This window comes from Xanthobacter sp. YC-JY1, from assembly GCF_021730305.1.
GTDB classification, from domain to species: Bacteria; Pseudomonadota; Alphaproteobacteria; order Rhizobiales; family Xanthobacteraceae; genus Xanthobacter; species Xanthobacter flavus.
In genome coordinates, this window is record NZ_CP032674.1 from 2,312,436 (window position 1) to 2,332,436 (window position 20,001).

Sequence of the window (20,001 nt, forward strand, 5' to 3'; positions counted from 1 at the left end):
CGCGTTTTCCTTTTTCAGACGACCTCCAGCGCTCACTTGCGCTTGGACATGGCCACGTAGTCGCGCTGGGCGGCGCCGGTGTAGAGCTGGCGGGGACGGCCGATGCGCTGGCTCGGGTCCTCGATCATCTCCTTCCACTGGCCGATCCAGCCCACGGTGCGGGCAAGGGCGAACAGCACGGTGAACATGGTGGTGGGGAAGCCCATCGCCTTGAGGGTGATGCCCGAATAGAAGTCGATGTTCGGGTAGAGCTTCTTTTCGATGAAGTAGTCGTCGTGCAGCGCGATGCGCTCCAGCTCCACGGCCACATCGAGCAGCGGATCGTCCTTGATGCCCAGCTCGGTCAACACTTCATGGCAGGTCTGCTGCATGATCTTGGCGCGCGGGTCGTAGTTCTTGTAGACCCGGTGACCGAAGCCCATCAGGCGGAAGGGATCGTTCTTGTCCTTCGAGCGCTTGATGTATTCGGGGATGCGATCCACCGAGCCGATCTCGGCCAGCATCTTGAGGGCCGCCTCGTTGGCGCCGCCATGGGCGGGGCCCCACAGGCAGGCGATGCCGGCGGCGATGCAGGCGAAGGGATTGGCGCCGGAGGAGCCGGCGAGGCGCACGGTGGAGGTAGAGGCGTTCTGCTCGTGGTCGGCATGGAGGATAAAGATCTTATCCATCGCCTTGGAGAGAACGGGATTGACCTTGTATTCCTCGCACGGGACAGCGAAGCACATGCGCAGGAAGTTCGACGTATAGTCGATATCGTTCTTTGGATAAACAAACGGCTGGCCGATGGAATACTTGTAGGCCATGGCCGCCAGCGTCGGCATCTTCGCGATCATGCGGATCGATGCGATCAGGCGCTGGGTGGGGTCGGAAATGTCGGTGGAGTCGTGATAGAAGGCCGACAGCGCGCCGACCGAAGCCACCATGATGGCCATCGGGTGTGCGTCGCGGCGGAAGCCCTGGAAGAAACGGGTCATCTGCTCGTGAACCATCGTGTGATTGGTCACGGACTTGTCGAACTCCGCCTTCTGCGCCGCAGTGGGGAGCTCGCCGTAGAGCAGCAGATAACAGGTTTCGAGGAAGTCACCGTTCTCGGCGAGCTGCTCGATGGGGTAGCCGCGATACAGCAGCACACCTTCGTCGCCGTCGATGTAGGTGATCTTGCTCTCGCAGGAAGCGGTCGAGGTAAAGCCGGGGTCGTAGGTGAACATCCCCGTCTGGCCGTAGAGCTTGGAGATGTCGACCACGTCGGGTCCGATGGAGCCTTCGTGGATCGGAAGGTCCCAGCTCTTCTCCCCCAAGCTTAGCTTGGCCGCTTTTGCCCCGGTGTTGGTGGTGGCGTCCATGGATCCCTCATCCTTTGGGCGGACAGACCCGTTTTCGGCAGAGGTCCGGAGGTGGCGGTCCGGTCTCCGAGCGGCAAGTCCGTCTCCGCTCCGGCATCTTCGCGAATGCGAAGCCGCCGTCCTGCAGTCCTAAACCCTCCCCAATCCTGCCGCAAGCATGACCATGCTTCATCGGCGGGCAGCGAGGCGTTTCTCTGCAATGGCAAGGTCTTCCGGCGTGTTCACGTTGAAGAATGGGTCATCCGGAAGGCCCTCCCAAGACACCGTTACGGCATTCAGGGCATCGAGGAGAAGCCCGACTTTCAGCCGTCCCGCCTCAAGGCTTTGCCGCAGCGCGGTGCAAGCCGCCACGGGCCACAGGGCGATCACGGGGTGCCGCTGCCCACCCGATTCTGCGCACACCACGGTGCCGCTCTCCCGGTACCGTTCCGTCAGTCGCGCGATGAGATCATCAGGCAGGAAGGGCGTATCGGCGGCGACCGTCACGAGGCTGGAGGCTGCGCCTGTTTCGGCCAGATGGTCGAGACCCGCCAGCACGCCGGCGAGCGGTCCCGGATAGCCGGCGATGGTATCGGGAAGTACTGGGAGGCCGAATCCCTCATAGGTGCCGGCCGGGGCATTGGCATTGATGAAGAGGGGGCCGGCCTGCGGCCTCAGGCGCACGATGACGTGCGCGATGAGGGGGCGACCGCCCAGCGGCACCAGCGGCTTTTCCAAGGCTCCGAGCGTCGGCGCATTGATCCGCCGGCCCAGGCCACCCGCGAGGATCAGGGCCGGGGGGAGCGGGGGGAGGGGGGAGACGGGCGGCTGATCGGACATCGCGGCTCAGGGGAGGACAAAAAGAAACGCCCGGCGCGAGGGCCGGGCGTTCGGTTCAGGTCTGGGGCCCCGCTCAGTCCGCGACGGCGGGGGGCGCATTGAGGCCGAGGCGGCGGGGCACCGCCGCGAGCTTGGCGCGGATGACCCGCCAGGTGGCGAAGTCATTGAGGCGCGAGGGCTCGAAGGCGCCGATCATCGCCGCAGCCACGAACGGCAGGCTCTGCACCAGCAGCGCGATGCCGTAGAGGTTGATCTCGCGGATATGGCGCCAGTCGTTGGAGGTCTTCACGATGGAAGAGCCCGGCAGATTGTTCGCCACCAGCATGTAGGCGCCCGCGGCGATCAGGAGACCGCCGATGATCGCTTCCGGCAGGGCCGGGAAGGAGCGCGCCGCCCCGGCGAGCCAGTTGTTGCCCTTGGCGGTGCGGGCGAAGGCGAGGTCCTTGTAGCGGAAGCCGTCGACCACCGCCTTCGCCACCGTGAACTGCACCGCGCTGGCCGCCACAGCCGCACCGAGCATGCGCAGCGGCGTGGTCTCCACCCTCAGGCGGTACAGGCTGATGAAGTGCAGCACGTACACCAGGAAGGTGATGAGGATCGGCAGCGTCAGCACGTGCGCCGGCACCGAGATGGAGAAATAGGCGACGAACGGCACGAACATCAGGGAGGCGATGGCCATGAAGGCGCCGACCGATTCCGAGCCGAGCCAGGAGATCCAGCCGAGCACGAAGTGCCGCTTCTGGGCCGTGGTGAGGCGAGAATTGTTCGGCAGGAACCGGCGCCAGTGCTTCTTGATGATCTGGAAGCCGCCATAGGCCCAGCGGTGACGCTGCTTCTTGAACGCCTCGAACGAGTCGGGCAGGAGGCCATAGCCGTAGCGCTTGCGGGTGTAGTGGGTCTTCCAGCCGTTCTCGGCGATGGAGAGGCCGAGGTCGGTATCCTCGCAGATGGTGTCGGACGACCAGTTGCCGGCCTCCACCATGGCCGCGCGGCGGATCAGGCACATGGTGCCGTGGACGACGATGGCGTCGTCCTCATTGCGCTGCACCATTCCGATGTCGAAGAAGCCGGCATATTCGGCGTTCATCGCCTCGTGCAGCGGGCTGCGGTGGCCGTCGCGGTGATCCTGCGGCGCCTGGACGAGGCCCACGGTCGGGTCGTCGAAGGCGGGGACGAGGTCCTTCAGCCAGTCGGGCGTCACCACATAGTCGGCATCGATCACGCCGATGATCTCGGCATCGGGAGCCGTCGCATCGAGGGCGATGCGCAGGGCACCGGCCTTGAAGCCCGCCACCTTCTCGGCGTTGATGAACTTGATGTGGTCGCCGAGCTTGGCGCAGTGCTCGCGCACCGGCTCCACCATCGCCGGATCCGGCGTGTTGTTGACGATGATGATCGCCTCGTAGTTGGGATACTCCAGCCGGGCGAGGGCATCGATGGTCTGGATCAGCATCTCCGGCGGCTCGCGATAGGCGGGCACGTGGATGGAGACCTTGGGGAATCGCGTGGGCGCGGCGTGCTTCTGCTCCTCGACGAGGCGCTTGGGACCGCTGCCGAAGGCCACGGCCGCCAGTTCCTCGATACGGTAGAGCAGCACGAACACCAGGGGCACCAGCATCACCACGCTCAAAGCGAGCGTGAGGTAGTCACCGCCCGACACGTAGTGGTTGAGCCAGTAGTCCACCACCAGTGCCAGCCACGCGGCGACACCGTTGGCCGAGGCGGCCAGCACGAGGCCCTGCGTCAGCGTGAGGTCACGCATGCGCAGCAGCGGCAAGGTGAAGAGCACGCCCAGCAGCAGCGCCAGGATGGCGGTCTGGTTGTAGGTCTTCTCGAAGATCGGTCCGGTGAGGGGGAACTTCAGGGTGCGGTCCGCATCGAACACGCCCCAATACTGGCCCACCGAGCCTTCGTTCTGCTTCTTGGGCAGGTCGAACGCCTCGATGATGTTGTACTCGATGCCCAGCGCATCGGCGCGGGCGACGAAATTGCGGATGATCTTGGCCTGCTCCATCGGGTCAGGCACGGAGGCGCCGCGGTTGTAGCCGTGCGAGGGCCAGCCGAACTCGCCGATCACGATGCGCTTGCCGGGATAGGCGGCGCGCAGGCGGTTGTAGGCGTTGATGGCGTAGTCGACCACCTGGTCGGCCGGCACGTCCTCCCAATAGGGCAGGATGTGGGCGAGGATGAAGTCCACGGACGCCACGAGCTCGGGCGCGCCCGGCTCCAGCCAGGTGTTCCAGATCTCGCCCGTGCTCACCGGCACGTTGACCTGACGCTTGACCTTGCGGATGACGGCGGCAAGTTCCGGCTTCGTCATGTCGCCGCGGAGAATGGTCTCGTTGCCGACGATGACCGCGTTCACGTTGCGGTTCTGGCGGGCGACCTTGACCACGTTCTCGATCTCGCGGTCGTTGCCCTCCTTCGCGAGAATCATCTCGCCGGTCTTCTTGTCCTTGACCTTGATGGGTTCGCCGGTCTTCTCGTCGACTTCCTTGTTGAGCCACGCACCGGCGGTCACGCGCAGGCCCTGCTCGGCCGCGACGGGGGCGATCAGCTCCTTGCCGTTGGTGGAGGAATAGGTGCGCACGCCGCGGCTGTAGGGCGCCACCACCGCCATGTCCGAGCGCACCTGCGCTTCGGTGGTGGGTGCATCGCCCTCAGGGCTCATGTTGCGCGCGAAGGGCGCGAAGGACAGGCTTTGAAAGCGGTCCGTGATGTTCGGAGCGCTCGCCTCGGGACGCATGGAGAGCCACATCGCGGCGTGGAACGAGGTCACAACCGCAATGACCGCTGCCGCAGCAGCAAGACCGGGACGCATGGCGATGCCCACCCATAGGGGAAGTCGGAACCCAACGCTGGCTTAAGGCACAGGTTCCAGAGGACGTTTCCGGGAGTTACGCGAACGTAGGATTTACGCGAACGGTGGGCACCCTTTCGACCTGCCCCAAGGTCGGCATTGCAGCATTAATGGTAAATTTACGCTGCAATGCATCGAGACACTAACACTCTCACGCAGAGAGATAAATCCCGATCATGGCGCCTCTTCGACGCCGCTGCGTCAGGCGGGTGTCTGCGTGATGATCTTATTGTTGCCCGGTAGCGGGAGCGGCAGGCGCTGCGCCCGGGGCGGTACCAGCCGCGGGGGCCGGAGAGGCGGCGACATATTCGGGGTTCACCCAGCACTGCTGAGCCCGGGCGGCGACCTTTTCGCCGGCCTTGGTGTCGATCTTGCCCTGCCGCACGAGGCAGCGCACCGCCACCTTCAGATGCTCGGTGGGGCAGCCGAAGCGCTCGTAGAATTCGAGATGCCGCCGCGCGGTGTCGACGTCGTCGTTCCAGATCAGTGCGGCGATCCGCCGCCCGGTGAAGACGCACTCGGGCAGGCCGGCCGCGCCGGGCAGCTTTGCGGCCTCGTTGAACTCCTCGACCGAGCGGCGCTGCTCGGCCGCGGCCTTCTGCTCGGGGGTCTGCTCCGCCGGCGGCTTCTGGTCGGCCGGCTGGGTCTGGGCCGAGGCCGGCGAGAGGCACGCGAAAACGATTGCGGCCGCGAGCAGCGGGAGGCGGTAGGGGTGCATGAGGATCATGATCTCGAGAAAATGGTCGGCGGGCGCCGCGCCCGACACCCTAGGAGAAGGAAGAGAATTTGTCAGCATGACGGCGCGTCGTTCGGCACATGCCGTAGGGAAAGCGTGGCTTTCGCTTACCGTCCCCCCATAGCTGCGCGCGGAGGCTTCACACCGCCTGTCCAAGGCTCTATGTGGCGCGGGGGACACCTTCACCTCTGGAGACGAGATGCCTTCCTCCGTGCGGCTGCCTCTGGTGCTGGCGCTCCTGGTCTGCGGCCTCATCGCGGGCCTGTGGACCTATCTGGGCCGTCCGGTGTCCATGCCCCCGTCGCCGCTGGCCGCGGGCGAGAAGTTGCCCTGCGTCTCCTACGCCCCGTTCCGCGATGGCCAGTCGCCGTTCCAGAAGGGGCTGGTGATTCCCGAGGCGCAGATCGAGGAGGATTTTGTCCGCCTCGCGCAGATCACGTCCTGCGTGCGCACCTATTCCATCGAGATGGGCCTCGACAAGGCGCCGGCGCTGGCCCGCAAGCACGGCCTGACCATGCTCCTCGGCATCTGGCTGGGGCCGGACGCGGACCGCAACCGCATCGAGCTGGAGACCGGCATCCGCCTCGCGAAGGAAAATCCCGACGTGGTTAAGGCCGTCGTCGTCGGCAACGAGGTGCTGCTGCGCGGCGAGATGTCGGCCACGGAACTTGCCAACGTGCTCGCCCGCGTGAAGCGGGAGGTGGGCGGAGTGCCCGTCACCTATGCCGATGTCTGGGAGTTCTGGGAGCGCAACAAGGGCCTCACCGAGAACGTGGATTTCGTCACCATCCACATCCTGCCCTATTGGGAGGACCTGCCGGTCTCCGCCGAGGATGCCGGCCCGCATGTGGACGAGATCCGCCAGCGCATGGCCGAGGCCTTTCCCGGCAAGGAGATTCTCATCGGCGAGACCGGCTGGCCCAGCGCCGGCCGCATGCGCGAGGATGCGCTGCCCTCGCCCGCCAACCAGGCGCGGGTGATGCACGACGTGGTGGCGCTGGCCAAGCGCCAGGGCTACCGGGTCAACGTCATCGAGGCCTTCGACCAGCCGTGGAAGCGGCGCAGCGAGGGCACGGTGGGTGGCCATTGGGGCGTGATTGACGCCGACACGCGCCTGCCCAAGTTCGCCTGGGGCCAGCCGGTGGAGGATTTCCCGGGCTGGCGCATGCATATCGCCGTGGGCATCCTCTCGGTCGTCGCGGTGTTCGGCTCGGCCCTCGCCGCCGCCCGCCGCCGCGAGGAGCCGGTGCGGCCGCTGGAATGGTATTCGGTCGCCGCCATCGCCCTGTTCGGCGGGGCGATGCTCGGCGCCGCGCTCTCGGCGCTGCCGCTGGAAAGCCTCGGCTTCGTGGGCTGGCTGCGCAACGGCCTCATCCTCGCCGCCGCCGCGCTGGCCATGGTGACCATGCCGGTCGTAATCGTGCGCGGGCAGGGGCTCGCGCCCTTCTCGGTCGCCCTCGATTCCCGCCGCTGGCCCGCGACTTCGGGCGCAGCGATCGCGTCCGCGGCGGTGCTGGCCATCGCCACGGTCGCGGTGGGTTCGGTGGCGTTCGAGCTGGTGTTCGATCCGCGCTACAAGGATTTCCCGGTGTTCCCGCTCACCGCGCTGGTGGCGGCGGTCGCGGCGCCGTTGTTCGTTCGGCGGGCGGATCGCGACGGTGCCGGCCTTGCCGAGCTGATCGCCATGTGGGGCCTGCTGGTGGCCGGCATCTATGTGCCGCTCAACGAGACCCTCGCCAACTGGCAGGCGGCCTGGTTCGGCGCGCTCTGCCTCGTCATGGCCTTCACGCTGTGGCGGGTCCAGGCCGTGCAAAGGAGAGGATGAGCATCATCGCCGCCAGCGCCCCGGCGACTTCGTTGTGGAAGACGAGGGCGAAGCTCGCGAACACCATGCCGACGGAGAAGGTGGCGAGGCCCGGCGCCAGAAGCTGGATCAGGGCCACCACCAGCGCCACGGCGCCGAACACGTTCCATAGCGACAGCGCCAGCACTGCGGCGCGGCCGTAGCAGCCGGCGCTCTCCAGCCCCGCCTCGCAAGCGAGGGAGACGAGGGTCGGCTCCACCACCATGTAGCGCATATAGAGGGCCCAGCCGACGGCGCCCATGCCCAGCGGGATCATCCAGTTGAGCGTGCGCGGCCCGGGGCGGAAGAGCGGGCGCTCCGAATAGGGCAGGGTGGTCATCTGGCGAAATCTCCGTCCGGTCGGCGGGGCGTTCATAATGACATGGAGACGGCGCGGTCCAGCGAAAAGGGCGGATTGCCGGCGGAAGGCTTCACAAACGGCGCGGGGATCACTAGACGCAGCGGGAGGCACCTGCCCCTCCGTCGCTTTGCGGAGCGGCCGGCGCCGCATCCCCAGATCCCGTGCCCGCATCCTCATCGGAGGCGGGCGCCCGTACCCGTCCCACCCCCCGGGAGGAGCGCATGCGCGACGATGCTGATGAGGCCGGCGCTGAGGTGATGCCTCTGACGGTGCGCGACGAGGACGGCAATCTTTCGGACTCCTTCCGCAACCGGGTCAACGAGGCCATCGAAGCCCGCGATGTGGATGCGCTGAAGGCGCTCGTCGGCGATCTGCACGAAGCCGACATGGGCGACCTCATCGAGGAGCTGGACGCCGACGAACGGCGCCGGCTCATCGAGCTGCTTGGGCCGGCCTTCGACTTCACGGCCCTGACCGAGCTGGACGAGACGGTGCGCGTCTCCATCCTGCGCAGCCTCTCGCCGATCACCGTCGCGCGTGGAATGCGGGACCTCGATTCGGATGATGCCGTCTACATCCTCGAGGATCTCGACGAGGACGAGATGGCCGCGGTGCTGGAGCACCTGCCGGCGCCGGAGCGGGTGGCCCTGCAGCGCTCCCTCGACTACCCGGAAGAAAGCGCCGGCCGGCGCATGCAGACGGAGTTCATCGCCGTCCCGCCCTTCTGGACCGTCGGACGCACCATCGACTACATGCGCGAGACCGCCGATCTGCCGGACACCTTCTATGAGGTGTTCGTGGTGGACCCCGCCTATCGCCTCGTCGGCTCGGTGCCGCTGGACCGTCTATTGCGCACCCGCCGCCCGGTGCTGATGAGCGCGGTGAAGGCCGAGCAGGCCAAGGTGGTGAAGGCCTCGGAAGACCAGGAGGACGTGGCGCGCATGTTCGAGCGCTACAACCTCGTCTCAGCGCCAGTGGTGGACGATGCCGGCCGGCTGGTGGGCGTCATGACCATCGACGACGTGGTGGACGTGATCCAGGAGGAGGCGGATGAAGACCTGCGCGCCCTCGGCGGCGTGCGCAGCGACGAGGAACTGTCGGACACGGTGGCCTTCACCGCCCGCAGCCGCCTGCCGTGGCTGGTGGTGAATCTCGGCACCGCCTTTGTCTCCGCCTCCATCATCAGCCTGTTCGAGGGCACCATCGAGAAGATGGTGGCGCTCGCCATCCTCATGCCCATCGTCGCCTCCATGGGCGGCAATGCGGGCACGCAGACCATGACGGTGGCAGTGCGCGCCCTCGCCACCAAGGAACTCTCCAGCCACAACGCCCGGCGCATCGTCTTGCGCGAGGTGCTGGTGGGGCTGGTGAATGGCACGACGCTCGCGTGCCTGCTCGGTGTCATCGCCGGGTTCTGGTTCGCCAATGTCCATCTTGGCGTGGTGATCTCCTCGGCGCTGATCCTGAACATGATCGCCGCCGGCCTGTTCGGGATCCTGATTCCCCTCGCCATCTCGAAGCTCAAGCTCGATCCGGCGGTGGCCTCGGGCGTTTTCGTCACCATGGTGACGGATACGGTGGGATTCTTCGCCTTCCTCGGCCTCGCCACATGGTGGTTCGCCACTTGATCGGCCCGGCTTGCATTCCCCTGCGATCTCCTCAACAAGGATGCGCCCGGCCGTTGCCGGGAAGCGGTGAAGGGTGAGCGCATGCGGACTACGGCTTGGAATTTGGCGGCGATGGCAGTGGCCGCAGGGCTCCTCTCGACGGCTCCCGCTTTTGCCGACAAGGCCGCCGCCGACCGCTGCGCAGCCAAGCTTTCCAACGATGCCCGCGCCATCTACGTGGCGAGCGCCCCCCTGCTGGTGAAGGGCGCCGACGGCCGCGCCGTGGTGACGGACCAGACCCGCTCGCTGGTGCTCTCGGGCAAGGTGAGCCACCTCACCGCGGCCGAATCGGCGCAGGCGGCCGCGGAGTGCCTGATCCTGCGCTGAGGCGTGCGTGCATGGGGCGCGGCGCCGTGTTCGGTTGCCTCGCCCGCGTGGCTTCACTATAGACGAAACAGACGAAACGGGCCGCCCGGCAGGGGCCGCCCGGCATTCTGACGGGTTCGAACCATGGTCGCTCGCATCTACAAGCCGTCGCGCAACGCCATGCAGTCCGGCGTGGCGAAGACCAAGCACTGGGTGCTCGATTACGAGCCGGAGCATGCGCGCCGGGTGGAGCCCCTGATGGGCTACACCTCCTCGGCCGACATGCGCAGCCAGATCCGCCTCTCTTTCGAGACGAAGGAAGAGGCCGTGGCCTATTGCGAGAAGCGCGGCATCCCCTACCGGGTGTCCGAGCCGCACGAGGCGGGACGCCGCCGCATGGCCTATTCCGACAATTTCGCCTTCAACCGCACCGGCCAGTGGACCCACTGAGCCGGCTGCGTTCCGATCCCGACCGGGAAAGGCGCTTCCGCTGTGCGGCCGCCCGCCGTAAAAGGCGGAACGAGGCCCCGTAGCTCAGCTGGATAGAGCAAGTGCCTTCTAAGCACTAGGTCGCAGGTTCGAGCCCTGCCGGGGTCGCCAATTGCTCGCCGTGCCCTGGCGCGCCCATTGAGCCTTCTCCATTTTCCGCCCCTGCTACCGCTGCCCTGCGTCGCGAACATCCGTGTTCTGCGTGTTGTGCAGTGCAACAATTATTCTTCCGGGTTACGCTCTTTCTGCCGCAGTGCAGCAAGGGTCCAGGAGATGCAGACCGTCGTCGCAATCATGCTCATCGGCTCCGTGGTCATGGTCGCCATCGCGGCGCTGGATCAGCCCAACAGCTGACAGCGCAGCGGGACCGACGGGAGCCTACATGCGGCCGGCGATGGTGCCGTCCGCCGCATGGAGTGCGCGCTCGGGCACCTTCTCGGCAGCGGCGCGCAGGCGGGGAAGGATGTCTTCCGCCCGATCAGCCGTGAGCATCTCCACCGGCGTGTCCGAGCGGATGAAGCCGGCGCCGCGCATGTGATCCACCAGCGTCACGAACGGGTCCCAGAAGCCCGCCGTGTTGAGGATCAGGATCGGCTTCTTGTGCCGGCCGAGCTGGGCCCAGGTGAGCTGCTCCACCAGTTCCTCCAGCGTGCCGACGCCGCCGGGCAGGGCCACGAAGGCATCCGCCCGCTCGAACATCAGCCGCTTGCGCTCGTGCATGTCCTCCACGACGATCATCTCCGCCTCGTGGGCGAAAGCACGCTCGCGGGTCATCAGGAAGCGCGGGATGATGCCGGTGACGGAGCCGCCGGCCAGCGCCACCGCGCTCGCCACTTCGCCCATCAGCCCGATGCCGCCGCCGCCATAGACGAGGCGCACGCCCTCCGCGGCAAGGATACGCCCGAAATTCCGGGCCTCTTCGGCAAACACCGGATCGCCGCCGGTGGCGGAGCCGCAATACACACAGACACTGTCGATTCTGGCCATGCGCGCACTTTACCAAACTTGGCGGCCGGTAGGGCAGGCCGCCCGAGGGCGAATAGAGCGCGAATAGTGCGCACCCGCGACGACGGCGTGACGCGGGCAGGGGCAACGAGCTTGTTCGATGGTCGTTCATCGTCTATCGTCGATGAACGATGAGTGCTCCCTCCTTCCCAACCCCGGACCCCGCCGCTGCCGATGAAACCGGCACCGCAAGGGCCGATCTCGCGGCAAAGCTGCGCGCGCTTGCTCATCCGGCACGGCTCGCCATGTTGGAGACGTTGGCGGGGCAGGAGCGGTGCGTGTGCGGCGAGATCGTCCGGGCATTGCCTCTTGCGCAGTCCACCGTCTCGCAACATCTCAAGGTTCTCCTCGACGCCGGGCTGATCCGCGGCCGCACCGAGGGGCAGCGGTCCAGCTACTGCCTCGACAAGGCGGCGCTTGATGCGCTGGCTGAAGAGATCGACGCGCTGTTCAAGGCGCTCCGCCGGCCGTCGGGTTGCTGCACCCCCGGCGCACCGGAACAACGTTAGGCCATCATGTCCCAATCCCAGAAGCCCGCAGCCCGGCGGGCCGCCGTCTCTTCCGACGCCATGTTCTCCACCCTGCGCGGCCTGTGGCCCTATCTGTGGCCGGCCGACCGGGCGGACCTGCGCGCCCGTGTCGTCGTCACCTTCGTCCTGCTCTTCGCCTCCAAGGGTGCCACCATGGCGGTGCCCTTCCTGTTCAAATGGGCGACCGACGCGCTGACCGCAGAGGTGGCCGCCGGCAAGGCCGCGACGCCGGATGTCGGCTTCTGGGCCCTCGTCATCGGCGCCCCGGTGGCGCTGACGCTGGCCTACGGGCTCGGACGTATCCTCATGGCGGGCGTCACCCAGCTGCGGGATGGTCTGTTCGCCAAGGTGGCGCTCAATGCCGTGCGGCGGCTCGCCATGGAGACGTTCGAGCATATGCACGCTTTGTCCCTGCGCTTCCATCTGGAGCGCAAGACGGGCGGGCTGACGCGCGTTCTGGAGCGGGCGCGCTCGGGCATCGAGACCATCGTGCGCATGCTGGCGCTGCAACTGGCGCCGACCATCGTCGAGCTGGTGATGGTGCTCGGCGTGCTGCTGTTCGCCTTCGACTGGCGCTATGTGGCGGTCGTGTCGGCGACGGTGGTGCTCTATTCGCTGTTCACCTATGTCGCCAGCGAGTGGCGCCTCGCCATCCGCAAGGAGATGAACGAGAGCGACACCGACGCCAACACCAAGGCCATCGACAGCCTGCTCAACTACGAGACGGTGAAGTATTTCGGCGCCGAGCGCTGGGAGACGGCCCGCTACGACCGCTCCATGGCGCGCTACGAGAAGGCGACGGTGAACACCTACACCTCGCTGGCGTGGCTGAACGCCGGGCAGGCGCTCATCTTCTCCATCGGCCTCGCGGCGGTGATGGTGATGTGCGTGCTGGACATCCGGGCCGGGCGGCAGACGGTGGGCTCGTTCGTCATGGTCAACGCCATGATGATCCAGTTCTACATCCCGCTGAATTTCCTCGGCTTCATCTATCGCGAGATCAAGCAGGCCATCGTGGACATCGAGGCCATGTTCGCCGTGCTTCAGGTGGCCCCGGAAGTCACCGATCGTCCCGGTGCGCCGGACCTCGTGGTCTCCGGTGGCACGGTGCGGTTCGAGGATGTGCGCTTCTCCTACGACGCCGGCCGGGAAATCCTGAAGGGCATTTCGTTCGAGGTGCCGGCGGGGCGGACGGTGGCCATCGTCGGGCCGTCGGGCGCGGGCAAGTCCACGCTCTCGCGCCTGCTGTTCCGTTTCTATGATGTCTCCGGCGGCCGCATCACCATCGACGGGCAGGATTTGCGGGAGGTGTCGCAGGAGAGCCTGCGCGCCGCCATCGGCATGGTCCCGCAGGACACCGTGCTGTTCAACGACACCATCGCCTACAACATCCGCTACGGCCGCCCGGCGGCGTCGGAGGCCGAGGTGGAGGAGGCGGCGCGGCTTGCCCGCATCGACGGCTTCATCCGCGCCACGCCCAAGGGCTTCAAGACTGAGGTGGGCGAGCGCGGCCTCAAGCTTTCCGGCGGCGAGAAGCAGCGCGTGGCCATCGCGCGCACACTGCTGAAGGCGCCGCCCATCCTGGTGCTGGACGAGGCAACTTCGGCGCTGGACAGCCACACGGAGAAGGAAATCCAGGACGCGCTGGACCGCGTGTCCGAGGGGCGGACCACACTGGTCATCGCCCACCGCCTGTCCACCGTGGTGAGCGCGGACGAAATCCTCGTTCTCGCCGATGGCAAGGTTGCCGAGCGCGGCTGCCACGTGGAGCTGCTGGCGAAGGGCGGGCTTTATGCCGCCCTCTGGAACCGCCAGCGGGAAGCGGAGGACGCCGCCGCGGTCCTCGCCCGTGCGCAGGCGGAGGAGGCGCTGGAGGCCTTGCCCGCCCGCCACCCCGACGAGGAGGGAATGGACGAGGAGCGCGTGCGCGCGGTCGGCTGACTTCGCGCGCGCCTCGAACCCGCTTCAGCGCGGCTGGTTGAACGCCCAGAGCACGCCGAACGGGTCGCGCACCTGCGCATAGCGGGCACCCCAGAACATGTCCTCCGGCGGCATCACCGGCGTCGCGCCGGCTTCCACCGCGCGGGCGAAGGCGGCATCCGTGTCGCCCACATGCAATGAGAGGTTGAAGCCGCCGAGCTTCTCCACGGGGCCGGAGCAATATTCCGGGTAGGGGTCGGCCAGCATCACCGACGAGCCGTTGATGTAGAGGTGGACGTGCATGGTGCGCCCGCTCTCGTCCGGCGGAATGGCGAAGGCGAGCTCCGCACCGAGGGCTTGTCTGTAGAAGTCGGCAGCCTTCATGGCGCCTTCCACGGTGACATAGGCCGTCACGCCGCCCTTCACCGGGGGCATGGCGGCGGGATCGATGGACGGCATGGTGGTCTCGGCAGTGTCGGACATGCTTTCCTCCTCCGGCGCCGGAGCGCGCCTTTTGTGATGACGGGCGGGCGGCGCCGATCCCGACAGCCTGCCCGCATTTTTCCTCAGGCCCGTGACTGGATGAGATCGATCTGCGCGCGGATGTGCTCCGCCTCGGCCGGCGTGTTGGCGAGCGCGATGGCCCGGTCGAAGGCGACGCGCGCCTCCTGATGCCGGCCCAGCTCCAGCAGGAATGCGCCGCGGGCACCGAAGAAATGGAAATAGCTGGAGAGCCGCGGCGCCAGTGGATCGATCATGGCGAGCGCGGCCTCCGCACCTTTGACCTTGCTCACGGCGACGGCGCGATTGAGCGTCACCACCGGGGAGGGTTGGAGAAATTCGAGCGCCGCATAGAGCGCGTCGATCTGCACCCAGTCGGTCTCCTCCGGCGTTGCCGCGCGGGAGTGGAGGCCCGCGACTGCCGCCTGGATCTGGTAGGCGCCGGGGCGGCGGTGGCGCATGGCCTTGTCGATGAGCGCCAGCCCTTCGGCGATGCGCTCGCGATCCCATCTCGTGCGATCCTGCCGGTCGAGCAGGATGGCCCGGCCGTCGGGATCGAAGCGGGCGGCGGCCCGGGCATGCTGGAGCAGCATGAGCGCGAGGAGGCCCATGATCTCCGGCTCGGTGGGAAAGAGCCGCAGCAGCAGTCGGCCAAGGCGGATGGCGTCGTCGCACAGGCCGGCGCGGCTGGGTTCGCCACCGGCTGAATAGCCTTCGTTGAAGACGAGATAGACCATGGCCGCCACCGTCCCCAGCCGCTCGGCCCGCTCCACCGGGCCGGGGGCCTCGAACGGCACGTCGGCGCGCGCGATCCGCGCCTTGGCGCGGGTGATGCGCTGCTCCATGGCCGCTTCGCTGACGAGGAAGGCGCGGGCGATCTCCTTCACCGTGAGGCCGGAGACGATGCGCAAGGCGAGGGCGATCTGCTGCGTCGCCGGCAGTTCCGGATGGCAGCAGATGAAGAGCAAACGCAGCACGTCGTCGCGATAGTGGGAATTGTCCAACCGCTCGGCCAAAGGCGCCTCAGCGTCGTCGAGGTCGGAGAGCTGGTCGTCCGGGGGCAGGGGATCGTGCTTCGCCCGCTTGCGCACGCCGTCGAGGGCGGCATTGCGGCCGACGAGGATGAGCCAGGCGGCCGGATCGCGCGGCGGGCCGTTCATCGGCCAGGTGCGCAGCGCCCGCAGGCAGGCTTCCTGAAATGCCTCCTCGGCGGTGTCGAGATCGCGGAAATAGCGCAGGAGCGCAGCCACGGCCTGGGGCCGGGCGGCGGTGAGGGTGCCGTTGATCCAGTCGGGATCGTTGAGGGCAGGGGTGGTCATGTCCCGGTCTTCTGGCCCACGCGCTCGTCGGGGAAGAAGGCGCGAACCGGCCGAATCTCATAGGTGGCGCCGGGATTGACCTCCGAGAGGTCCTTGACGATGGCGAGCACGTCGTCGAGGTCGGCGGCGTCCACGAGATAGAAGCCCAGCAGCTGCTCCTTCGTCTCGGCGAAGGGACCGTCAATGACGAGGGGCGCTTCCTGCGTCTTGCGCAAGGTCGTCGCCGCGGTTGTGGGCAGGAGGCGGAGCGAGGCGCCCATCTTGCCGGCCTTGGTGAGCCGTTCCTGAACCACGGCGATCTTGGCCATCACGGCGTCGTCCTGCTCCTGGGTCCAGGAACAGACCACATCTTCTTCGTGGTAACAGAGGATGGCGTACATCATGGCGGGGCTCCCTTGGTCATCTTCTGAAGGACGCCTGAGTATGACCATGGCCGACAATGCGGGGCAAAATCTGCGCGGCCAAAGGCGGGCGCCGCACCATGACGCCCGCTTGACGGCGCCGATGCCCGCTTATAGGCCGGACGCATGACCTCGCGCGCCTTCATTGCCGGCTGTGCCGGCCCGAACCTTTCGGCCACCGAGCGCAGCTTCTTCCGCGATGCGGAGCCCTGGGGCTTCATCCTGTTCGCCCGCAACGTGGCGGACCCGGATCAGGTGCGCGCGCTGGTCGCCGACCTGCGCGAGGCGGTGGGCTGGATGGCGCCAGTGCTCATCGACCAGGAAGGCGGCCGCGTGCAGCGCCTGCGCCCGCCCCACTGGACGGACGATCCCCCCGCCGAGGCCTTCGGCCAGCTCTACCTCTCCGATCCCAGCGCGGCGCTGGAGGCGGTGCGGCTCAATTCGCGGGCCATCGCCGCGGACCTCTACGCCCTCGGCATCGACGTGGACTGCCTGCCCTGCGCGGACCTGCGCCACCCGGATGGCCACGGTATCATCGGCAATCGCGCCTATGGCACCGAGCCGGTCGCAGTGGCGGCTCTGGCGCGGGCGGCTGCGGTGGGGCTGATGGAAGGTGGCGTGCTGCCCGTGCTGAAGCACATCCCCGGCCATGGCCGCGCGCCTGTCGACAGCCACGAGAAGCTTCCCGTCGTCACCGCCACGCGCGGCGAACTGGAAGGCATGGACTTCGCCGCCTTCCGCGACCTGTCCGACCTGCCCCTCGGCATGACCGCCCACGTGGTCTATGCCGATATCGACCCGGACCGCCCCGCCACCACCTCGCCGGTGGTGCTGTCCGAAGTGGTGCGCGGCTCCATCGGCTTCGACGGGATGCTGATGAGCGACGACCTCTCCATGGGCGCGCTCGCCGGCACCATGGAAACCCGGGGCCGCGACGCGCTGGCGGCGGGCTGCGACATGCTCCTCCACTGCAACGGCAAGATGGAAGAGATGGAGAAGGTGGCCGCCTCCGCTCCCGTTCTGACCGGCGAGGCCTATGCCCGCGCCGCCAAGGCCCTGTCGTTGCGGGTGGTGCCCGATCCGGTCGATGCCAGGCAGCTGCGGGCAGCGGTCGCGGCTCAGCTCAAGACGGTGGGCTGACCCCATGTCCGCGCCGACCTCGGGCGATTCCGGTCCGGACGCCTTCGAGCTCGGCACCGACCGCGCCCAGGTCGCCGCCGACGAGGCGTTCGTGGTGGACGTGGACGGCTTCGAGGGGCCGCTGGACCTGCTGCTCGCGCTGGCGCGGACGCAGAAGGTCGATCTCTCGAAGATCTCCATTCTCGCCCTCTCCGACCAGTATCTCGCCTTCATCGAGGAAGCCCGCCGCGGCCGGCTGGAGCTTGCGGCTGATTATCTCGTGATGGCGGCGTGGCTCGCCTACCTGAAATCGCGCCTGCTGCTGCCGGCGCCGCCGCAGGAGGAGGGGCCGAGCGCGGAGGAGATGGCCGCCGCCTTCGCCCGGCGCCTGAGGCATCTGGAGCGCATCCGCCGCGCCGCCGCGCAATTGATGGCGCGTCCGCAGATGGGCCGCGACGCCTTCGCCCGCGCCCTGCCGCCGCCCTCGAAGGAACCGCTCTACACGGTCTACACGGCCACCATCTACGACCTGCTCTCCGCCTATGCCCGCCAGCGCCAGACCAAGGCGCTCTCGCACGTCACGCTCAAGACCCGCACCGTCTGGTCTCTCGCCGAGGCCCGCGCCCGGCTGGAGCGTCTGCTCGGGGCGGAGGTGGTCGGCGAATGGATGCGGCTGGACCAATTCCTGCTAGATTACATGACGACGCCCGAGCAGCGGGCGACCGCGCTCGCGTCGAGCTTCTCGGCCAGCCTCGAGATGGTGCGGGAGGGGATGCTGGATATCCGCCAGGATGCCCCCTTCGCCCCCTTGTGGCTGCGTCCGCGCCCGGCGGTGGAGCCTGAGCCGCTGCTGCCGTTCGATGCGTCCGACCCGGCGCCGGGAGAGGAGAGATGACCCGTTCCGCCCCGCGCATCGACCTGTTCGACGTGCGTCCGGAGGACGAGCGCGCCTATGCTTTCGCGCGCGATTTGAGGGCCATCGAGGCGCTGCTGTTCACCTCGCCGCTGCCGGTGGACGTCAAGGCCATGAAGCCGCACCTCTCCGCCGACGCCGATATCGGCGCGCTGATGGAGGCGCTGACAGCCGATTACGCCCGGCGCGGCGTCAACATCGTGAAGGCCGCCGGCGGCTGGATGCTGCGCACGGCGCCGGACCTCGCCCGTGTCGTCGCCGGCCCGGTGCCGGAGGCGCGCAAGCTCTCGCGCGCGGCCATCGAGGTTCTGGCCATCGTCGCCTACCACCAGCCGGTCACCCGCGCGGAGATCGAGGAGATTCGCGGCGTCTCCACCTCCAAGGGCACGCTGGACGTGCTGCTGGAGACCGGATGGGTGCGCCTGCGCGGCCGCCGCAAGGCGCCGGGGCGGCCCGTGACCTATGGCACGACGCCGGCCTTCCTCGTCCAGTTCGGCCTCGATGCGGTGCAGGATCTTCCCGGCCTCGACGAGCTGAAGGGCGCCGGCCTCATCGACGGGCGCATCCCCGCCGGCTTCGCCATTCCGCTGCCGTCCGACGATCCGGGCCTGCGCGAGGACGAGGAGGCGCTGGAGCCGGACATGCTGGATTTCCACCTCTCGCCCCCGCCGGAGGACGAGGAGCCGGGCGCGAACGCGCCCGAAGATGATGGCGACGCGTGAGGAGGCGGTTCTGGTTGACGAGATCGAGACCCTGGGGATGACCCGCAGCCGCACCCCTGCCGCCTTCGCCAAGGGCCTTTCCTTCGAGGCCGTGCAACTCGCCTATGGCGACGTCGCCGCCGTGCGCGGCGTGAGTCTCGCGGTGGAGCCGGGGGAGGTGCTGTGCCTGCTCGGCCAGTCGGGCTGCGGCAAGACCTCTCTCCTGCGCCTCGCGGCGGGCATCGAGCAGCCGGACTCCGGCCGAATCCTCATCGATGGCGAGGTGGTGGCGGGGCAGGGGGCCTTCGTGCCGCCCGAGCGGCGCGGTGTCGGGCTGGTTTTTCAGGACTATGCCCTGTTCCCGCACCTCACCAACCTTGAGAACGTGATGTTCGGCCTCAACGGCCTGAAGCGGGCCGAGGCGGCGCGGGAGGCGCGCCTCGCGCTGGCGCGGGTAGACCTCGCCGATCTCGCCGAGGTCTATCCCCACGAACTCTCCGGCGGGCAGCAGCAGCGCGTGGCGCTGGCCCGCGCCATGGCGCCGCGTCCGGGCATCCTTCTCCTCGACGAGCCCTTCTCCGGCCTCGACCGCCGCCTGCGCGACCAGGTGCGGGCGGAGACGCTGGCGGTGCTGCGGGATGCCAAAGCGACGGTCGTCATCGTCACCCACGATCCCGAGGAGGCGATGCGCCTGTCCGACCGCATCGCTTTGCTGCGCAAGGGCGAGCTGGTGCAGCTCGGCCCACCGGAGGAGCTCTACCGCCGCCCGGCGGATCTCGGCGTGGCGCGATTCTTTTGCGAGCTGAACGAGATCGCGGCCGAGGTCGTCGGCGGCATAGCGGACGCGCCCATCGGCCGGTTCGCGGCGCCGGGACTGGTGGACGGGCCGGCCATCGTCGCCATCCGCCCGCAGGGCATCGCGCTGGCGCCAGCCGGGCGCGGCATCGCGGGACGGCTGCTTGAGCGGCGCTTTCTCGGCGAGCTCGATCTCGTGGAAGTGATCGTGGAAGGGGTGGAGCGTCCGCTGGTGCTGCGCCTGCGGGACGCGGGAAACGTGAAAAAGGGCGACGAAGTGGGCCTTCTGGTCGATCCCGGTGAAGTCCTTGTTTTCGCCGCGGGCCGAGCCTAGTGTCGCCGTCCGAACGGCCCTGCGGTCTGCCGCCGGGGC

The 20,001-nt window shown here is 67.9% G+C and carries 19 protein-coding genes and 1 tRNA gene; 11 read left to right on the forward strand and 9 right to left on the reverse strand.

What is annotated here, in order from left to right:
• Positions 1-32 precede the first annotated feature (32 nt).
• The 4 genes from gltA to D7006_RS10735 form a co-directional block, all read right to left on the reverse strand.
• Positions 33-1,343, reverse strand: coding sequence for a citrate synthase (gene gltA, locus D7006_RS10720; protein WP_169120854.1), 1,311 nt, complete (start codon positions 1,341-1,343; stop codon positions 33-35).
• 168 nt (positions 1,344-1,511) lie between these two features.
• Entirely contained in the window at positions 1,512-2,162 is a 651-nt protein-coding gene (mobA, locus tag D7006_RS10725) for a molybdenum cofactor guanylyltransferase MobA (RefSeq protein WP_237356598.1), read from the reverse strand.
• Between the two features lie 73 nt (positions 2,163-2,235).
• Positions 2,236-4,983 (reverse strand): glycosyltransferase, encoded by a 2,748-nt coding sequence (locus D7006_RS10730; protein WP_237356599.1) that lies wholly within the window; start codon positions 4,981-4,983, stop codon positions 2,236-2,238.
• 265 nt (positions 4,984-5,248) lie between these two features.
• Entirely contained in the window at positions 5,249-5,749 is a 501-nt protein-coding gene (locus D7006_RS10735; RefSeq protein ID WP_237356600.1) for a hypothetical protein, read from the reverse strand.
• Positions 5,750-5,957: 208 nt separating this feature from the next.
• Here D7006_RS10735 and D7006_RS10740 point away from each other — a divergent pair, with 208 nt between their 5' ends.
• Complete coding sequence (locus D7006_RS10740; RefSeq protein WP_237356601.1) at positions 5,958-7,583, forward strand: glycosyl hydrolase family 17 protein; 1,626 nt, start codon at positions 5,958-5,960, stop codon at positions 7,581-7,583.
• Here the strand turns inward: D7006_RS10740 and D7006_RS10745 are convergent.
• Positions 7,543-7,941, reverse strand: coding sequence for a hypothetical protein (locus D7006_RS10745; protein ID WP_169120848.1), 399 nt, complete (start codon positions 7,939-7,941; stop codon positions 7,543-7,545). The genes D7006_RS10740 and D7006_RS10745 overlap by 41 nt on opposite strands.
• Before the next feature lie 242 nt (positions 7,942-8,183).
• Here D7006_RS10745 and mgtE point away from each other — a divergent pair, with 242 nt between their 5' ends.
• The 4 genes from mgtE to D7006_RS10765 all read left to right on the forward strand — a co-directional run bounded on the left by mgtE (position 8,184) and on the right by D7006_RS10765 (position 10,535).
• Entirely contained in the window at positions 8,184-9,590 is a 1,407-nt protein-coding gene (gene mgtE / locus D7006_RS10750) for a magnesium transporter (RefSeq protein ID WP_169120846.1), read from the forward strand.
• A 111-nt stretch (positions 9,591-9,701) separates the two neighbouring features.
• Entirely contained in the window at positions 9,702-9,956 is a 255-nt protein-coding gene (locus tag D7006_RS10755) for a hypothetical protein (RefSeq protein WP_169120844.1), read from the forward strand.
• 123 nt (positions 9,957-10,079) lie between these two features.
• A complete protein-coding gene (locus D7006_RS10760) occupies positions 10,080-10,385 on the forward strand; it encodes an ETC complex I subunit (RefSeq protein WP_169120842.1) in 306 nt (101 codons plus the stop codon).
• A gap of 73 nt (positions 10,386-10,458) precedes the next feature.
• Positions 10,459-10,535: transfer RNA gene (locus D7006_RS10765), tRNA-Arg, on the forward strand.
• 267 nt (positions 10,536-10,802) lie between these two features.
• On the opposite strand, the gene D7006_RS10770 is transcribed toward D7006_RS10765, so the two are convergent.
• Positions 10,803-11,411 (reverse strand): TIGR00730 family Rossman fold protein, encoded by a 609-nt coding sequence (locus D7006_RS10770; RefSeq protein WP_229644608.1) that lies wholly within the window; start codon positions 11,409-11,411, stop codon positions 10,803-10,805.
• 149 nt (positions 11,412-11,560) lie between these two features.
• Between D7006_RS10770 and D7006_RS10775 the strand changes: the two genes are divergently transcribed.
• Positions 11,561-11,938, forward strand: a complete 378-nt coding sequence (locus tag D7006_RS10775) for a helix-turn-helix transcriptional regulator (RefSeq protein WP_237356602.1) — start codon at positions 11,561-11,563, stop codon at positions 11,936-11,938.
• A 6-nt stretch (positions 11,939-11,944) separates the two neighbouring features.
• On the forward strand, positions 11,945-13,900 hold the full coding sequence (locus tag D7006_RS10780; RefSeq protein WP_237356603.1) for an ABC transporter ATP-binding protein/permease: 1,956 nt from the start codon (positions 11,945-11,947) through the stop codon (positions 13,898-13,900).
• 24 nt (positions 13,901-13,924) lie between these two features.
• Here D7006_RS10780 and D7006_RS10785 read toward each other — a convergent pair whose 3' ends face one another.
• The 3 genes from D7006_RS10785 to D7006_RS10795 all read right to left on the reverse strand — a co-directional run bounded on the left by D7006_RS10785 (position 13,925) and on the right by D7006_RS10795 (position 16,082).
• A complete protein-coding gene (locus D7006_RS10785; RefSeq protein WP_237356604.1) occupies positions 13,925-14,362 on the reverse strand; it encodes a glyoxalase/bleomycin resistance/extradiol dioxygenase family protein in 438 nt (145 codons plus the stop codon).
• An 83-nt stretch (positions 14,363-14,445) separates the two neighbouring features.
• Positions 14,446-15,699, reverse strand: coding sequence for an RNA polymerase sigma factor (locus D7006_RS10790; protein WP_237356605.1), 1,254 nt, complete (start codon positions 15,697-15,699; stop codon positions 14,446-14,448).
• Positions 15,696-16,082, reverse strand: a complete 387-nt coding sequence (locus tag D7006_RS10795; protein ID WP_237356606.1) for a YciI family protein — start codon at positions 16,080-16,082, stop codon at positions 15,696-15,698. The genes D7006_RS10790 and D7006_RS10795 overlap by 4 nt, the downstream gene beginning before the upstream one ends.
• A gap of 144 nt (positions 16,083-16,226) precedes the next feature.
• Here D7006_RS10795 and nagZ point away from each other — a divergent pair, with 144 nt between their 5' ends.
• From nagZ to D7006_RS10815, 4 genes are read left to right on the forward strand one after another with little or no spacing between them, the layout of a single operon-like run.
• The gene (gene nagZ, locus D7006_RS10800) at positions 16,227-17,240 is read left to right on the forward strand and encodes a beta-N-acetylhexosaminidase (RefSeq protein ID WP_237356607.1); all 1,014 of its coding nucleotides are present in this window, start codon (positions 16,227-16,229) and stop codon (positions 17,238-17,240) included.
• A gap of 4 nt (positions 17,241-17,244) precedes the next feature.
• The gene (locus tag D7006_RS10805; RefSeq protein ID WP_237356608.1) at positions 17,245-18,114 is read left to right on the forward strand and encodes a ScpA family protein; all 870 of its coding nucleotides are present in this window, start codon (positions 17,245-17,247) and stop codon (positions 18,112-18,114) included.
• Positions 18,111-18,854 (forward strand): SMC-Scp complex subunit ScpB, encoded by a 744-nt coding sequence (gene scpB / locus D7006_RS10810; protein WP_237356609.1) that lies wholly within the window; start codon positions 18,111-18,113, stop codon positions 18,852-18,854. The genes D7006_RS10805 and scpB overlap by 4 nt, the downstream gene beginning before the upstream one ends.
• Complete coding sequence (locus D7006_RS10815; RefSeq protein ID WP_371745112.1) at positions 18,841-19,962, forward strand: ABC transporter ATP-binding protein; 1,122 nt, start codon at positions 18,841-18,843, stop codon at positions 19,960-19,962. The genes scpB and D7006_RS10815 overlap by 14 nt, the downstream gene beginning before the upstream one ends.
• Positions 19,963-20,001: the final 39 nt, after the last annotated feature.

Bases quoted from the DNA above. Each gene is read 5' to 3' on its own strand.
- D7006_RS10805 (WP_237356608.1), top strand. From the start codon at position 17,245: ATGTCCGCGCCGACCTCGGGCGATTCCGGTCCGGACGCCTTCGAGCTC.
- D7006_RS10815 (WP_371745112.1), top strand. From the start codon at position 18,841: ATGGCGACGCGTGAGGAGGCGGTTCTGGTTGACGAGATCGAGACCCTG.
- D7006_RS10755 (WP_169120844.1), top strand. From the start codon at position 9,702: ATGGCAGTGGCCGCAGGGCTCCTCTCGACGGCTCCCGCTTTTGCCGAC.
- D7006_RS10775 (WP_237356602.1), top strand. From the start codon at position 11,561: ATGAGTGCTCCCTCCTTCCCAACCCCGGACCCCGCCGCTGCCGATGAA.
- D7006_RS10740 (WP_237356601.1), top strand. From the start codon at position 5,958: ATGCCTTCCTCCGTGCGGCTGCCTCTGGTGCTGGCGCTCCTGGTCTGC.
- nagZ (WP_237356607.1), top strand. From the start codon at position 16,227: ATGACCTCGCGCGCCTTCATTGCCGGCTGTGCCGGCCCGAACCTTTCG.
- D7006_RS10730 (WP_237356599.1), bottom strand. From the start codon at position 4,983: ATGCGTCCCGGTCTTGCTGCTGCGGCAGCGGTCATTGCGGTTGTGACC.
- D7006_RS10770 (WP_229644608.1), bottom strand. From the start codon at position 11,411: ATGGCCAGAATCGACAGTGTCTGTGTGTATTGCGGCTCCGCCACCGGC.
- D7006_RS10785 (WP_237356604.1), bottom strand. From the start codon at position 14,362: ATGTCCGACACTGCCGAGACCACCATGCCGTCCATCGATCCCGCCGCC.
- D7006_RS10735 (WP_237356600.1), bottom strand. From the start codon at position 5,749: ATGATCCTCATGCACCCCTACCGCCTCCCGCTGCTCGCGGCCGCAATC.
- mgtE (WP_169120846.1), top strand. From the start codon at position 8,184: ATGCGCGACGATGCTGATGAGGCCGGCGCTGAGGTGATGCCTCTGACG.
- D7006_RS10795 (WP_237356606.1), bottom strand. From the start codon at position 16,082: ATGATGTACGCCATCCTCTGTTACCACGAAGAAGATGTGGTCTGTTCC.
- gltA (WP_169120854.1), bottom strand. From the start codon at position 1,343: ATGGACGCCACCACCAACACCGGGGCAAAAGCGGCCAAGCTAAGCTTG.
- scpB (WP_237356609.1), top strand. From the start codon at position 18,111: ATGACCCGTTCCGCCCCGCGCATCGACCTGTTCGACGTGCGTCCGGAG.
- mobA (WP_237356598.1), bottom strand. From the start codon at position 2,162: ATGTCCGATCAGCCGCCCGTCTCCCCCCTCCCCCCGCTCCCCCCGGCC.
- D7006_RS10760 (WP_169120842.1), top strand. From the start codon at position 10,080: ATGGTCGCTCGCATCTACAAGCCGTCGCGCAACGCCATGCAGTCCGGC.
- D7006_RS10745 (WP_169120848.1), bottom strand. From the start codon at position 7,941: ATGACCACCCTGCCCTATTCGGAGCGCCCGCTCTTCCGCCCCGGGCCG.
- D7006_RS10780 (WP_237356603.1), top strand. From the start codon at position 11,945: ATGTCCCAATCCCAGAAGCCCGCAGCCCGGCGGGCCGCCGTCTCTTCC.
- D7006_RS10790 (WP_237356605.1), bottom strand. From the start codon at position 15,699: ATGACCACCCCTGCCCTCAACGATCCCGACTGGATCAACGGCACCCTC.